The sequence below is a fragment of the Cerasibacillus quisquiliarum genome, assembly GCF_014202495.1.
GTDB lineage: Bacteria > Bacillota > Bacilli > Bacillales > Amphibacillaceae > Cerasibacillus > Cerasibacillus quisquiliarum.
Genome location: NZ_JACHHA010000003.1, coordinates 49,231 through 63,427, shown reverse-complemented (window position 1 = coordinate 63,427; position 14,197 = coordinate 49,231). Strand labels below are relative to the sequence as shown.

General features: G+C 34.3%; 16 protein-coding genes and 1 other annotated feature. All 16 genes read right to left on the bottom strand.

Going from position 1 to position 14,197, the window contains the following annotated elements; genetic code table 11:
- Positions 1 to 9 precede the first annotated feature (9 nt).
- Positions 10 to 241, bottom strand: a binding site (T-box leader).
- Positions 242 to 291: 50 nt separating this feature from the next.
- The 16 genes from HNQ35_RS04860 to mraY all read right to left on the bottom strand — a co-directional run bounded on the left by HNQ35_RS04860 (position 292) and on the right by mraY (position 14,168).
- A complete protein-coding gene (locus HNQ35_RS04860; RefSeq protein WP_146935554.1) occupies positions 292 to 792 on the bottom strand; it encodes a DivIVA domain-containing protein in 501 nt (166 codons plus the stop codon).
- Between the two features lie 39 nt (positions 793 to 831).
- Positions 832 to 1,608, bottom strand: coding sequence for a YlmH family RNA-binding protein (locus tag HNQ35_RS04855; RefSeq protein WP_146935552.1), 777 nt, complete (start codon positions 1,606 to 1,608; stop codon positions 832 to 834).
- 9 nt (positions 1,609 to 1,617) lie between these two features.
- Entirely contained in the window at positions 1,618 to 1,899 is a 282-nt protein-coding gene (locus HNQ35_RS04850; protein ID WP_146935550.1) for a YggT family protein, read from the bottom strand.
- A gap of 6 nt (positions 1,900 to 1,905) precedes the next feature.
- Positions 1,906 to 2,322 carry a cell division protein SepF gene (locus tag HNQ35_RS04845; protein ID WP_146935548.1) on the bottom strand — a complete coding sequence of 139 codons (417 nt, stop codon included), beginning with the start codon at positions 2,320 to 2,322 and terminating at the stop codon, positions 1,906 to 1,908.
- 32 nt (positions 2,323 to 2,354) lie between these two features.
- Positions 2,355 to 3,026 carry a YggS family pyridoxal phosphate-dependent enzyme gene (locus tag HNQ35_RS04840; protein WP_146935546.1) on the bottom strand — a complete coding sequence of 224 codons (672 nt, stop codon included), beginning with the start codon at positions 3,024 to 3,026 and terminating at the stop codon, positions 2,355 to 2,357.
- Between the two features lie 27 nt (positions 3,027 to 3,053).
- Positions 3,054 to 3,863: a peptidoglycan editing factor PgeF gene (pgeF, locus tag HNQ35_RS04835; protein ID WP_146935544.1), complete on the bottom strand. Its 810-nt coding sequence runs from the start codon at positions 3,861 to 3,863 to the stop codon at positions 3,054 to 3,056.
- A gap of 78 nt (positions 3,864 to 3,941) precedes the next feature.
- Positions 3,942 to 4,187, bottom strand: a complete 246-nt coding sequence (locus HNQ35_RS04830; protein ID WP_307724215.1) for a YlmC/YmxH family sporulation protein — start codon at positions 4,185 to 4,187, stop codon at positions 3,942 to 3,944.
- A 113-nt stretch (positions 4,188 to 4,300) separates the two neighbouring features.
- Positions 4,301 to 5,083, bottom strand: a complete 783-nt coding sequence (gene sigG, locus HNQ35_RS04825) for an RNA polymerase sporulation sigma factor SigG (RefSeq protein ID WP_146935540.1) — start codon at positions 5,081 to 5,083, stop codon at positions 4,301 to 4,303.
- 122 nt (positions 5,084 to 5,205) lie between these two features.
- Positions 5,206 to 5,925 (bottom strand): RNA polymerase sporulation sigma factor SigE, encoded by a 720-nt coding sequence (sigE, locus tag HNQ35_RS04820; protein ID WP_146935538.1) that lies wholly within the window; start codon positions 5,923 to 5,925, stop codon positions 5,206 to 5,208.
- Positions 5,926 to 5,954: 29 nt separating this feature from the next.
- Positions 5,955 to 6,869, bottom strand: coding sequence for a sigma-E processing peptidase SpoIIGA (gene spoIIGA, locus HNQ35_RS04815; RefSeq protein WP_146935535.1), 915 nt, complete (start codon positions 6,867 to 6,869; stop codon positions 5,955 to 5,957).
- 182 nt (positions 6,870 to 7,051) lie between these two features.
- Positions 7,052 to 8,185: a cell division protein FtsZ gene (gene ftsZ, locus HNQ35_RS04810; RefSeq protein WP_146935533.1), complete on the bottom strand. Its 1,134-nt coding sequence runs from the start codon at positions 8,183 to 8,185 to the stop codon at positions 7,052 to 7,054.
- Positions 8,186 to 8,294: 109 nt separating this feature from the next.
- Entirely contained in the window at positions 8,295 to 9,566 is a 1,272-nt protein-coding gene (gene ftsA / locus HNQ35_RS04805) for a cell division protein FtsA (RefSeq protein ID WP_146935531.1), read from the bottom strand.
- A gap of 196 nt (positions 9,567 to 9,762) precedes the next feature.
- The gene (locus HNQ35_RS04800) at positions 9,763 to 10,512 is read right to left on the bottom strand and encodes a cell division protein FtsQ/DivIB (RefSeq protein ID WP_146935529.1); all 750 of its coding nucleotides are present in this window, start codon (positions 10,510 to 10,512) and stop codon (positions 9,763 to 9,765) included.
- Between the two features lie 132 nt (positions 10,513 to 10,644).
- Positions 10,645 to 11,754 (bottom strand): stage V sporulation protein E, encoded by a 1,110-nt coding sequence (gene spoVE / locus HNQ35_RS04795; protein WP_260173501.1) that lies wholly within the window; start codon positions 11,752 to 11,754, stop codon positions 10,645 to 10,647.
- 78 nt (positions 11,755 to 11,832) lie between these two features.
- Positions 11,833 to 13,182 (bottom strand): UDP-N-acetylmuramoyl-L-alanine--D-glutamate ligase, encoded by a 1,350-nt coding sequence (murD, locus tag HNQ35_RS04790; RefSeq protein WP_146935526.1) that lies wholly within the window; start codon positions 13,180 to 13,182, stop codon positions 11,833 to 11,835.
- Positions 13,179 to 14,168 carry a phospho-N-acetylmuramoyl-pentapeptide-transferase gene (gene mraY, locus HNQ35_RS04785; protein ID WP_146935524.1) on the bottom strand — a complete coding sequence of 330 codons (990 nt, stop codon included), beginning with the start codon at positions 14,166 to 14,168 and terminating at the stop codon, positions 13,179 to 13,181. Before mraY ends, murD begins: the two co-directional genes overlap by 4 nt.
- Positions 14,169 to 14,197 lie beyond the last annotated feature (29 nt).

The window sequence follows — 14,197 nt, the reverse complement described above, 5'->3', positions numbered from 1 at the left end:
CAAATCCCAATAAGGGACGAGAAGACTCGCGGTACCACCCTTTTAATTTAAAAACATTTAATAATTCGTCTTTAAATTCACTCATTATGATATATAACGTCTATCAACCGATCAGTTCTACTATTATTTCAAACTGATTGTTCAGGAGTGATATTCTAAAGCAAGTCTGTATCAGGCTCTCACCACTTCCTGACTCGCTAAACAGCATTTTTCTTTAGACTGTCTCCCTCATCACATTTACGCTTTCTATTTTTTTGTATTATATGCAATAAACATAATTCCGTCAAGCTTTTATCCTTCAAGTTTAACAAGGTCTTCATCAATTAATTCAGTGTCTAACAATTCTTCCCAATCCTTTGTATCAATCATATCCAATTGTGCTTCTACAAGCATCTTTAAACGAGTGCGGAATACTTTTGCTTGTTTTTTTAATTCTTCTACTTCAATTGCAATTGTACGTGCTTTTGTTAAAGCCTCATTAATAATTCGATCAGCATTTTTCTCTGCTTCTTTAACAATCAGCTTTGCTTCTTTCATTGCATTACCTTTTACTTCTTCGGCTGTTTCTTGAGCGACTAATATGGATTTATTTAATGTTTCTTCAATGTTTGTAAAATGGCTTAGTCGTTCATTTAATTGTGCTAACTGGTCTTGATATTCTTTCTTTTCGCGAATTACAGCTTCATAGTCTTTCATAACTTGATCTAAAAACTTATTCACTTCATCTTCATCATATCCCCGAAAACTTTTAGTAAATTCTTTATTATGGATATCAAGTGGTGTTAAAGACATGAAGACACCTCCTAATGTCATTTATAGAATGATTTATTATTATTTCAGTTTTGCTGTTATCATTCTTGTCTTTCCTTTTCTTGTTTCACCTAATATGTCGACAAGTTTGCTTCTTCCTTTACCTCTAAAAGAAATTAAATCGCCTTCTTCAACTATGAATTTAGCATCATCTACTATTTTAAAATTGACTTTAACAAGCTGCTTAGAAATAGCTTGTCTAGCATCTTTTCTAGATATATTATATATTTCTTTAATGACATTATCCAGTCTTAGCGAGGTAACAGTTTGTGTCGATTGAAACCATTGTTCTTGATTAGGGATACGTTTACTCATCGGTTGTTCTGAAAAACGTACAGTAGCGCGCTTTATTTGGGTTAAGTTCATGACGACATATAAAGCAATTTCATGTGCGACGACAAGTTGAATGGTACCGTCTTTTATTACAATATCTCCCAACTTCTCACGAACAATTCCTAATGATAGAAATGCACCTAATACATCTTTATGTGATATTGAAACAAACTTTTCAGGAAATACCGTTTCAATAAGAGTAAGCTGAAAATCTGTTTCATCAATTGGTTCGTAAAATGGTGCAATGAACATACGTCTTCGTTCCGTATCTTCTCCACCGCCATTATCTAATACTTTTAATTCATCATTCGTATCAGGAATCAATATATTGACGATCCGACGTTGGCGAGGGTCTAAAAAGTCGGTTAATTTAGGTTGATATGTACGCTCTACATTTTCTTTCCACGAAAGCACTTGGTCGATAAAAGGTCGTTCTTCTTCCCTAAAATGTTGATAGATGCTCATATTGATCCTTTAAAATATTTGAATTAAAAAACTAAATAAAGCTGATAGCCCGTACGTCCTTGCGAAATTCAATATTAGAATCGCCACAATAGGGGAGAAATCAATCATACCAAGCGGTGGAATAAAACGTCGAAATACTTCTAAATAAGGTTCACTAATACGCCCTAAAAATATACCAAAAGACGATTCTCGTGCGCCTGGGAACCAAGACATGAAAATATATATAATGAGTAAGTAACCGTAAATAATCATTGCGGTATTTAGTAACTGAAAAATTTGTTGTAAAACCATATGCTATTACCACCCTCTATTAAATTCAACTTCTTCTGATACTGTGTCGGAAATTGATCCTGATACATCGACATTATCTGGTGTGCAAAGAAAAGTTTCTGTACCCAACTTTTGAATCTGCCCATTAAGTGCATAAACCGTCCCACTCATAAAATCGATGATTCGTTTTGCTTGTTCATGTTCCAATTGCTGTAAATTAATCACCACTGAGCGTCGGTTAATAATATGATCAGCAATTTCCTGTGCTTCACTGTATGAGCGTGGCTCACAAAGAATCATTTTAGTTGTTGCTTCCTGTAACCGTGTTAAATTAACAACAGTTTGTGAATCTTTTTCATCTCTCAAACCATCAGTTGGAACATCAACTTCAACGTATTCTTCACCAGTTTCAAAAAGAGATTTAATCTTATTTTTTAAACTCAATGTTGATCTCTCCTTAATAAGGGCATTATCATCTACTGACCAACAAGCTTGGATCCTAATCGTATATGCGTTGCTCCTTCTTCAATTGCGATGGTGTAGTCGTTACTCATGCCCATTGATAAATATAAGCATGGTGCGTATGATAAATTCATACTTTGAATGGCATCTCTCAGTTCTCTTAACTTACGAAAAACTTTCCGTATTTCGTCCTCATGATTTGTATGAGGTGCCATCGTCATTAATCCAACAACATGAATTTTCTCATAGTTTTCTAGATGTTTTATAAATGGTATCACTTCATTAACGAATAGTCCATGTTTCGTTTTCTCTTCACTTACATTCACTTGTACAAAACAATCTACACGATTTTGGGCTCGTTTTTCAATTTCTTTAGCTAAGGATTTACGATCTAATGAGTGGATGGCAACGACTTTATTAACGACATCGCGTGTTTTTCTTGATTGAAGCGTACCGATGAAATGCCATTTGGCGCTATTTCCGATTTCTTCGTACTTATTTAAAAATTCATCTGTACGATTTTCGGCTAAGTTTATAATACCACAATCTAAAACTTCCTTCGCCCGCTCTATTGTAACATATTTTGTTACACCTATGATGGTTATTTCATCTATTTTTCGACCACTTTTTTCGCATGCTTTTTTTATATTATTTTGGATTGTTTGCAAATTTTCACGTATTCTCATAGTTCTCTCTACCCTTTCCACCTCTCGTTACATTTTATAACCGATAAAACCAATCATTCTACCTGTTCGTCCATGATCACGACGATGAGAATAAAATAAGTCGCTATGACGATAAGTACAATAATTGGTTATATCTATATTAGTACGAAGCACACCACTTTGCAAAAGGATATTCAAATTCAGTTGTTTTAAGTCTAACAAATATTTATTTTCTTTCGTCATAATGGCAACATTCTCACGATCTTCATCTGGAATATGATTTATAACTCGTTGATCAACTTCATAATTATCTTGTGAAATACAAGGCCCAATAACAACTTTAATATCTGCTATATTTGCACCAAGTGTTTTTAGTTTAATGATCATTTGTTCCGCTATACGTTTGACAGTTCCTTTCCATCCAGCATGGGCAATGCCAATATATGAAGTTTTAGGATCAAAGAAAAATATAGGTACACAGTCAGCAAATACTGCCGTACAAAGTATACCCTTTTCCTTTGTAATAAGCCCGTCCGTTTGTGAAATTGATGTCATATAAGAAAATGCCCCACGACCACGATCAGAATATGTTATATGATGTATGTTCGTCTGGTGGACTTGTTGACCTTGGACCCAATTCTCTAGCGGAAAGCCAAGCTGTTTACCAATTTGCTGGCGATTCATTAATACATGGTCTTTTTGATCAGAAACATGTAATCCCATATTTAACGTATCATAGGGAGGATGACTTACGCCACCATTCCTCGTTGTAAAGCCTACACATAAATTAGGTTGAAGTTTTTCCCAATGGGAAATCCGGAGAATATGTGAATCTGTCATTTGAAAAATATCAGACATCGATCATGCTCCTTTTTTCTTTAAGTTTACCATATTTTAGATGAAGAGCCTTATTTCAAGCAACACATAAGTATATACTTATTTATCATAGACTCTTTTTTCATCTTTAACTAATATGACATCTTCACCTATCGTAATGATTTGTTCCCAAGGAATGATGACCTCTTGATGTTTTCCGAAAAGAGGAGCACCTTCACGTAACAGTATAATAATTGATATAATATATCCTTCATCTGGATCTATCTCTAAATCAGAGATAAAACCGAGTCGTTCACCACGGTTGATTGTAATGATCTCTTTTTGTTGAAGTTGTGATAATGTCATCATAAACATTCACCTCATACTATATATATGCATACATGATAAAATTTATATAAATATCGTGAACGTGTTATGAACAAATAGAAAAACAGGCAGAGAACTGCCTGTTTTTTCTACTAAGATTCAAACATTTCTTTATTCACTTGTTGAATAGCAGCTTTTTCTAATCTGGACACTTGTGCTTGTGAAATACCAATTTCTTCAGCAACTTCCATTTGTGTTTTACCTTGAAAAAAGCGTTTGTTTAAGATTAATTTTTCACGCTCATTTAAACGATGAAGCCCTTCTTTTAAAGAAAGAACATCAACCCATGAATGATCATCTTCTTTGTCATCTTTAATTTGATCCATCACATATATGGGGTCCCCACCGTCATTATATATTGGTTCAAATAATGAAATCGGGTCTTGAATCGCATCAAGCGCAAAAACGATTTCTTCATGTGATATACCCATTTCTTCAGCAATTTCTGCTGGCGTTGGCTCTTTAGATGTACGATTAATTAATGTTTCTCTCACTTTAAGTGCTTTATAAGCAATATCTCTTAAGGAACGAGAAACTCTTATCGGATTATTATCTCTTAAGTATCGCCGTATTTCTCCTATAATCATAGGAACAGCATACGTAGAAAATCTTACATTATGACTTAAATCAAAATTATCTATAGACTTCATAAGACCGATACAGCCTACTTGAAATAGGTCATCTGCATTCTCACCTCGGTTATTGAATCTTTGAATGACGCTTAATACGAGTCGTAAATTTCCATTGACTAGTTTTTCACGTGCTGATAAGTCTCCAGATTGCATTTTTTTAAATAAAACGCGCATTTCTTCGTTTTTTAAAACGGGTAATTTTGATGTATCTACCCCACATATAACAACTTTATGTCTAGACATTCTGTACCCTCCCAAATTGGAGTTGCTGTTTATGGACAGTATCTCCGTCAAGAAGGGTTTTTATGCAGGAATAAATAACCATTTCCTACTGAATAGGATGACAAATCCTTATAGGAATTGCTTTATACCATTTTATTAAATTCCTTTTTCAACCGCTTTAAAATCTTTTTTTCCAGACGTGAAATATATGATTGTGAAATACCTAAAATATCTGCCACATCTTTTTGGGTTTTTTCTTCTCCACCTACAAGTCCAAACCGTAATTCCATAATCTTTTTCTCACGGTCGTTCAGCTTTTTTAACACACTCTTAAGTAAATGTTTATCTACTTTAGCTTCTATATCACGTGTAATTAAATCTTCATCTGTTCCAAGAACATCAGATAATAAAAGTTCGTTACCATCCCAATCGATATTTAACGGCTCATCAAATGAAATCTCAGCACGTGTTTTATTATTCCGACGTAAATACATTAAAATTTCATTCTCTATACATCTTGAAGCATATGTCGCTAACTTGATTTTACGCTCTGGATTAAATGTATTAACTGCTTTTATCAGACCAATTGTTCCAATGCTAATGAGATCCTCTATATTTATGCCTGTATTTTCAAATTTACGTGCAATATAAACAACAAGCCTTAGATTACGCTCTATTAAAATGGATCGTGCTGACTGATCACCTTTTGCTAATTGTTTTAATAAGTCGGCTTCTTCTTCCTTTGTCAACGGTGTGGGCAGTGCTGTTTTTCCACCAATATAATAAATTTCATCCGATTTAATACCGAGTTTGAATAATATTTTATACCACCATAATGTTAAGCGTAACTTTAATCGCTTCAAAACGTTTCAGCTCCCTTAACCTATTTTGATCATACAACTTGGCTATCTTTCATCAAATATGGATGTAATAAGCAATGATACATGCCATCTTTTGATAATGAACCAAATTGAATACCGATTAAAACATGCTTTGTTGTCATTTGTTTGTTTTGATTGTAAAAAGTTAATTTTGTAGGCCGTATAGCAAATAAAATATTGTTATTTCCTGAAACACCATGAAAGGGAATGATATGAATATGAGATTGCCATTCTTTTGGAATATCATGTATGCAAAGTTGTAAATAGGATTGGTACAAATGCTTCCAATCCTCCTTTGTAAACCATTGTTTTAAAAACTTAGCATCACAAATAACGACACACCGTTTAGTAAGTGGATCGATGAGTTGATTACCGCTATCTAAATAGCCTATTGTCTCATATGTTTTATTTTTTATCGTAATACTTACCGTATAAAGTTGATCGTAACGTAACTTTTCTATCGATTGCTTGTCCATACGACTTTTTGTAAAATACCAAGAAATAGGAAATCCAATCATAACGAAAAACCAGCTAATTGGATCACCTAAACCACTATGGAAAGTTAACCAACCTTGGGCCGTTACAACAATTGTATGGTGCATCATATAATAAATTGCAATTAGACCACCTCCTACTGAAAATGATACAAAATAAAATAATAATAATAGCTTCATTAAACGATAGAATGAATGTAAACCAAATGTACTCATGATGATTAAACATGAATAAAAACATTTTCCAATAAATGATGTGAAAAAGGACCCCGATGCATAAATCGAAATAGGAACGAGCAATGACGCAATAAACGCGCCCATTAGGATACGCCATTTCTTAACCGTTTCCTTTGCCAATATTTGAGTTAACATGAGTAACATACCATCAAGAAAAAAATTTAATAACCAAATAACGTCTAGATAAATTGACATACCACACTCCTCATCTCCTCTAAAGAAAGTATAGCCGATTGATAATAAAAAGACTGTCAGTTCTTGTACGGAATCGGCTGCTAATTTAAACATGTTTTATAGAATTTTGTCGGAAATAATAAAAGCAGCCAATCAAACGTATTGAACACGTGATTGGCTGCTTTTAGCTTATAAATATATGTTTAACGTTTTCGGTTACGATTGCGATTTCTTAGAAACGTCGGTATGTCTAAAATCTCTTCTTCCTGCTTTACATGATGATTCGTCGGATGGTCGTTCTCATGTACATCATCTTCTTTAGTTGCAGCTACTTGCTTTTGACTTCTGGACGGTCTTTGCCGGACTGTCGGTTGTTCGCGTTTAGCCTCATCAAATCCTGTAGCAATAACTGTTACAATGATTTCTTCTTTTAAATTCTCATTAATAACAGATCCGAATATAACGTTTACTTCTTCATCAGCTGCAGTTGTTACTAGATCCGCTGCTTCCTGTACTTCATATAAACTTAAATTCATACCTCCAGTTATATTCATTAAAATACCGTGTGCCCCATCAATAGAAGTTTCTAAAAGTGGTGAGGAAATTGCTTTTTTAGCTGCTTCTGTAGCTCGATTTTCACCAGTTGCAACCCCTATTCCCATCAAAGCAGAACCTTTATCATACATAATCGTTTTAACGTCGGCAAAATCAACATTAATTAATCCCGGTTTCGCAATTAAGTCGGAAATGCCTTGGACTCCTTGGCGTAATACATTATCAGCTTCTCTGAAAGCTTCTAACATAGGTGTGTTTTTATCAACGATTTCTAATAAACGGTCATTTGGTATAACAATTAATGTATCGACCGCTTTTTTCAAAGCATCGATACCTGCAATTGCTTGAGTCGACCGTCTTCTTCCTTCAAAAGAGAAAGGTCTCGTTACGACACCAACAGTTAACGCACCGATTTCTTTTGATATTTGTGCAATAATCGGTGCAGCTCCTGTTCCTGTTCCACCACCCATACCAGCTGTTACAAAAATCATATCTGCGCCTTGTAAGGCTTCTTCAATTTGTTCACGACTTTCTTCAGCTGCTTTTTTACCTACTTCCGGATTAGCACCCGCACCAAGACCTCTAGTCAATTTTGTACCAATTTGTAATTTCAATTCCGCTTTTGATAAATTTAATGCTTGTGCGTCTGTATTTACAGCAATAAACTCAACACCTTCAACACCATGTTCAATCATGCGATTAACGGCGTTGTTTCCACCACCACCAACACCGATTACTTTTATAGTTGCTAATTGGTCCATGTTCATATCAAAGTCCAACATAATCTTTTCCTCCTAATATGCAAAAGTTACACCATACGCTTTTAAAATGACTATTTCATTATTTCTGAGACGAATAGGAGTTCAAGCCTATAGAGGCATGATCTTTCACTTATTCGAAAAAACTTTTGAAGAAATTGGCTATCCCATTTTTCTTTTTCTCGGATTTTTTTGTTGCATCTTGTTTTCGAACTTTTTTCTTAGGAACTTCCTGAGCCGTTATAATAACAGCAGGGAATAATTCTTTTCCTTGTATTTTCGCATTCTTATAAGCAAATTGCAAGATGCCGACCCCAGCTGTATACTGTGGTTCTCTAACTCCTATATAATCTGATATCGCAATTCTTACATTCGCTTGGAATATATCTTGTGCCAATTCTAATACACCTGGCATTTTCATCGTTCCACCTGTTAATACATATCCCCCAGGCAAATGATCGTATCCCATGCTTCTAATTTCTCTTATGGCATAAGCATAAATTTCTTCCAATCTCGCTTCAATAATATCAGCAATATCAACTTGGTTGAACGTTTCTTTACGATTACTACCAATAATAGTCGCTTTAAACACTTCATCATCACGGGCATCTTCATAAAAAGCATGTCCATGGTTTACTTTAATCTCTTCAGCTTCATCAGTAGTTGTACGTAAACCAATTGATAAGTCCTTCGTTATATTGTCCCCACCTAATGGCACAACACTCGTTGATACGAGATGTTCATTTTCAAAGACTGAAACGGTTGTACAACCGCCGCCAACATCAATTAAAGCAACACCAAGATTTTTTTCATCTTTCGATAGAGCGATTTCTCCTGCTGCTAAAGGTTGTAATACAATATCTGCAATCTGAATATCGGCTCGTTCTACACATTTTAATGTATTATGTAAGATTGTTTTAGAGCACGTTATAATTGTCCCTTCCATTTCTAATCGAACACCAATCATACCACGTGGATCCGTGATGTCTTCTAAACCATCGACAATAAATTGCTCTGGAATGACATCTATAATCTCTCGTTCAGGTGGAATAGAAATTACTTGCGCACCTTCAATAACACGTGCGACATCTTCATCACCTATTTCACGGTCTTCACTTTGAACCGCTACAACCCCATGGCATGGTTGTAATTGAATATGATTCCCACTTATCCCTACAACAGCACTTTCAATTTTCATGCCAATCATTCGCTCTGCTTGTTCAACAGCATTACGAATCGATTGAACTGTTTCTTCAATATCAACAATGGCTCCTTTTTTCATTCCATTAGATGGAGCAGTTCCGACTCCGATAATATTTAAGGATTCATTCATGAGTTCTCCGATAATCACTTTTATATTTGATGTACCAATATCAAGGCTTACTAAAATTTCATTATTATCCAAATCAAGGCACCTCCGACCAATCCGCATCTGTTTATTTTCTCAGATGACCTATCATAATACAAATACTCCTTTATTATCCTATCTTATAGGACTTTAAAAGAAAAATAAATATATATCTATGATATTTGCACTATTAAACGATTAAATGATATTAATTTAGTCCTATTTAATAGAATAAAAGACCTTTAAATAGGTATTAATTCCTGAATTCTTGAAAATATGTACCAACACCAATATGAATGATTCCTTGTTTACCTTCTTCTATTTGGGAAACAATGGACGGATAAAGTTCCATTTTTTTGGAGAAATCTCGAATTGTTGCTGATACAGTGTAACCATCATTCATATAAAGTAGAATTTTATTTTTGTTCTTCTCTGATGGTTTCCAATGAATTTCTGATATTAAGTGGGCAATTGCTACAGGGAGTTGCGAAAGCTCCTGAGTCATTTCTTCCAAATACTTCTTCTCCTTAAAATCAATGAGTAGAGGAGCATCTCCACGTATATGGGTATTTTCCTTTTCCATAATTACAGTTCCATCACTAAGAATGGGATAAAAGTTTTCTTTCTTTTTGATAAAACCTATATGTTTATACTCTGTTAGATTAACTGTAATTTCCCATGGCAATTGACGTGTTATACTTGCTTCTTTTACTAGAGGGTGCTTTTCCAATCTTTTTTTGATTTTACGTTTATTGATGGCCCATATATTTTGAGATATTTCAAGACCACTCATTTCTAAAATCTCTTTTTCTTCAAGTAAATGATTTCCATGAATTGAAATGGTTTTAATGTCACTTAACGGGGTTTGTAAATAAACGATAATTGTTACTAAAAAGAAAAAAATAAAGAGGTAAAAAATGAGTCTTCTATTCGCTTTTTTCTTTCTTGCTTGTTTCAACTTAGGAATATGATCCTCTATAGAAACAACTTTCTTATCTTCCATCTTCATTTCTTCCTTTATAAAGAATTAACAAAGGTATTTCTTTGTTAACTGAATTATAACATAACATGGCATGGAACAGATAGTGCTGTACTAAAGTTTCTTATAAATACTTCATAATTATTGTAAGGAAATTTAATGAAAAGTCATTTTACTAATGTTCAATAAAATTCCTGAGGAGCAAAGTGTTAATGTAAGTGAAGAGCCACCGTAACTTAAGTACGGTAGTGTAATACCAGTGACTGGAATTAGACCGATGACAACACTGATATTTATGAGCGTTTGAATTGTTACTAAACTCACAATTCCTAATGCCAAATATCTACCAAAATGATCAGGCGATTCAAGTGAGACTTTTATACCACGCCAAAAAAACAGTGCAAATAAACAAATAACAAATCCAGCACCGATAAAACCTAACTCTTCCCCTAAAATAGCGAAGATGAAGTCTGTTTGTGGTTCAGGTAAATAAAAGTACTTTTGCAAACTATTACCAAGACCCGTTCCCATTAAACCACCTGGTCCAAGTGCATATAGAGATTGAATAATCTGGAATCCATCACCTAGTGGGTCTTCCCAAGGATTTAAGAAAGCAGTAATACGACTTATACGATATGGTGCAGATAAAATTAAAAAAATGAAAGCAATGCTCCCTATTAAAGCTAGCCCTATAAAATGAAGAATACGTGCACCACCAACGAATAACAATACCATACATGTTAAAACTAGAACCACTCCTGTTCCTAGATCTGGTTGCAACATGATTAAGCCAAATATAGTAAAAACCAATAACAAAAGCGGTAAAAAACCTCTTTTGAAAGAGGTGATATGTTTTTGATTTGTAGCCAATTTCTTTGACAAAAATATAATTAAACCTAATTTAACAAATTCAGATGGTTGAATACTAAACGCACCAACCCCAATCCAACTCTGTGCACCACCACGTACCATGCCAATGCCTGGTATTAAAACAATCATTAACAATAAGAAACATACTAATAAAATAACTTTCGAATATACCATCCAAAAATGATAGGGAATTGACATGATAATAATCATCCCTATCACGCCAACAGAAGCAAATAATAGCTGACGTTTTACAAAGAAAAACATATCATCATATTTGTACTCCGCCCAGATATACGATGATGTAAACACCATTATAATGCCTAAAAGTAATAACGCAATAATAACAGTTAATAATATATAGTCTGGATGTGATTTAACAGATTCTTTTCTTACCAAAAGAAAACACCCCTCAACTTCTATAGTTTCGGGGCATGTTTTCATTTATTATTTGAGGTAACGTTATAAAACAAGCCCCTACTTCAATCTATGCACAGCTTGTATAAACATGTCACCTCTTTGTTCGAATGTTTTATATTGATCCCAACTTGCACAAGCTGGAGACAATAAAATAACATCTCCCACATCAGAAATGTTGTATGCAATTTCAGTCGCATCTTCTACATTTTTTGCAAATTGAATATTTTTTATCCCAGCTTTTTTACCGATATGTGCTATCTTTTCTTTTGTTTCTCCAAATAATACCAATGCTTTTACTGCTTTTAAATAAGGAATTAAATCGAAAAAGTCATTCCCACGATCAAGGCCACCAGCAAGTAAAATAGTCGGCTTCGTAAATGATGCAAGTGCTTTTTCAGTTGCTAATACATTCGTCGCCTTAGAATCATTATAAAAGGTTCGCCCATTCACTTCAGTAACATACTGTAGTCGATGTTTAACACCTGTAAAGGTTCTCAATACTTCTTTTATACCATCAATCGTTGCTCCCGCAATGATCGCTGTACTTATTGCTGCTAAAATATTTGCCATATTATGTGAACCAACTAGAGCAATTTCCTCTCGTTCAATAATTTTCTTTGTTTTATAATAAACAGTTGATTCGTCTATCCATGCACCGTTTGTTAATCGTTTTTTTAATGAAAACGGTACTTTAATCGCACAAGCTTGTTCTGCTATTTGGCTGACAACTGGATCATCTGCATTATAAATAAAGTAATCAGATGCACCTTGGTTTTTAATAATATTTGCCTTAGCCTGAATGTAATTTTTCATCGTCAAGTGATAATCAAGATGTGCTTCAAATATATTTAACAGTACTGCAATTTTAGGGCGAAACGTATCAATACCTAATAATTGAAACGATGAAAGCTCAAGCACAAGCTGTTCATCTTCCTGTAAATCTCTGGCGACTTCAGATGCAACAGTTCCGATGTTTCCTGCTACTTTTACCTTTTGCTTACTATTTAAAAGCATGTTTGTAACAAGTGTCGTCGTTGTTGTTTTCCCATTAGAACCAGTAATACCAATCATTCGATCTGTTGCCAAATAACTTGCCAATTCAATTTCAGTTAAAATCGGAATGTTTCGCTTGATTGCTTCTTGTAATATAGAATTAGAATAAGGAATGCCAGGATTTTTAATCACAACTTCGATTCCATCTAAAACATTTAAAGGATGAGAGCCAACGATGATATCTGCTCCAAGACGGTTAAGTTCCTTTACAATCGGATCATTTTCTTTCGTTTTTAAATCATTAACCCGAACACGACAACCATTTTCTAATAAAATTGATGTTGCTGCAGTCCCACTCTTAGCTAGACCTAAGACGAGCACATCTGTATAAGGAAATTCAGATAATGTATTCATCCTAGCCACACCTCAATATAAATTCCGAGAGCTGAGAAAAGTAACCCAACCATCCAAAAAGTAGTAACGACACGCCACTCTGACCATCCTAGTAATTCATAATGATGGTGCAACGGGCTCATTTTAAAAACCCTTTTTCCTGTCGTCTTAAAAGATATCACCTGAATAATGACAGATAGTGTTTCAATGACAAATACCCCTCCAATAATAACGAGAAGTATTTCTAATTTTGTCAAAATAGCTACTGCAGCAATCGCTCCTCCAAGTGCCAATGAACCCGTATCTCCCATAAAGACTTTAGCTGGATGAGCATTAAAAACGAGAAATCCGAGTAAAGCACCAACGACCGAAAGCGTAAAGATTGTTATTTCACTATGGAGTGATGTTTGCCATGCTAAAATACCATATGTTCCAAATGCAATCGCCGCTGTGCCTGCTAAAAGACCATCTAAACCATCCGTTAAATTCACAGCATTTGATGAGCCAACTAACATAAAAATAATTAAAAATGCATAGAACCAACCTAATTCCCATTCAATTGATGTTCCAGGAATATGGATTGTTGTTGGAAAGTCTTGAGAACGTAATATAAAATAAAAAACTAACGCAATCACGATTTGTCCAAGCATTTTTTGTTTTGAAGTTAATCCGAGATTACGCTTCATCGCCACTTTAATAAAATCATCAAGAAACCCAAGTAACCCATAGCCAACTAATACAAATATTAATAGCCACAGTTCATAGGTACCAAATTTTCCAGTAAATTTATAAGTCATGATAAGTGATGTGACAACAATACTAAAGACAATGACGATGCCACCCATTGTTGGAGTACCTGTCTTTTTCATATGTGATTGTGGTCCTTCTTCCCGTATACTTTGTCCAAATTTTAAACGCCTTAAAAATGGAATAAATACTGGTGATAAAAGGACGGTAATCAAAAATCCTATTAAGATCGTTATAATTAATACAGATATATTCAACATACTTCCTCCTTACAAATAACCGTCCAAAT

Coding starts and splice junctions, on each gene's coding strand:
- HNQ35_RS04860 (WP_146935554.1), bottom strand. CDS start 792: ATGTCTTTAACACCACTTGATATCCATAATAAAGAATTTACTAAAAGT.
- HNQ35_RS04855 (WP_146935552.1), bottom strand. CDS start 1,608: ATGAGCATCTATCAACATTTTAGGGAAGAAGAACGACCTTTTATCGAC.
- HNQ35_RS04850 (WP_146935550.1), bottom strand. CDS start 1,899: ATGGTTTTACAACAAATTTTTCAGTTACTAAATACCGCAATGATTATT.
- HNQ35_RS04840 (WP_146935546.1), bottom strand. CDS start 3,026: ATGAGAATACGTGAAAATTTGCAAACAATCCAAAATAATATAAAAAAA.
- pgeF (WP_146935544.1), bottom strand. CDS start 3,863: ATGTCTGATATTTTTCAAATGACAGATTCACATATTCTCCGGATTTCC.
- HNQ35_RS04830 (WP_307724215.1), bottom strand. CDS start 4,187: ATGACATTATCACAACTTCAACAAAAAGAGATCATTACAATCAACCGT.
- sigG (WP_146935540.1), bottom strand. CDS start 5,083: ATGTCTAGACATAAAGTTGTTATATGTGGGGTAGATACATCAAAATTA.
- spoIIGA (WP_146935535.1), bottom strand. CDS start 6,869: ATGTCAATTTATCTAGACGTTATTTGGTTATTAAATTTTTTTCTTGAT.
- ftsZ (WP_146935533.1), bottom strand. CDS start 8,185: ATGTTGGACTTTGATATGAACATGGACCAATTAGCAACTATAAAAGTA.
- HNQ35_RS04800 (WP_146935529.1), bottom strand. CDS start 10,512: ATGGAAGATAAGAAAGTTGTTTCTATAGAGGATCATATTCCTAAGTTG.
- murD (WP_146935526.1), bottom strand. CDS start 13,182: ATGAATACATTATCTGAATTTCCTTATACAGATGTGCTCGTCTTAGGT.
- mraY (WP_146935524.1), bottom strand. CDS start 14,168: ATGTTGAATATATCTGTATTAATTATAACGATCTTAATAGGATTTTTG.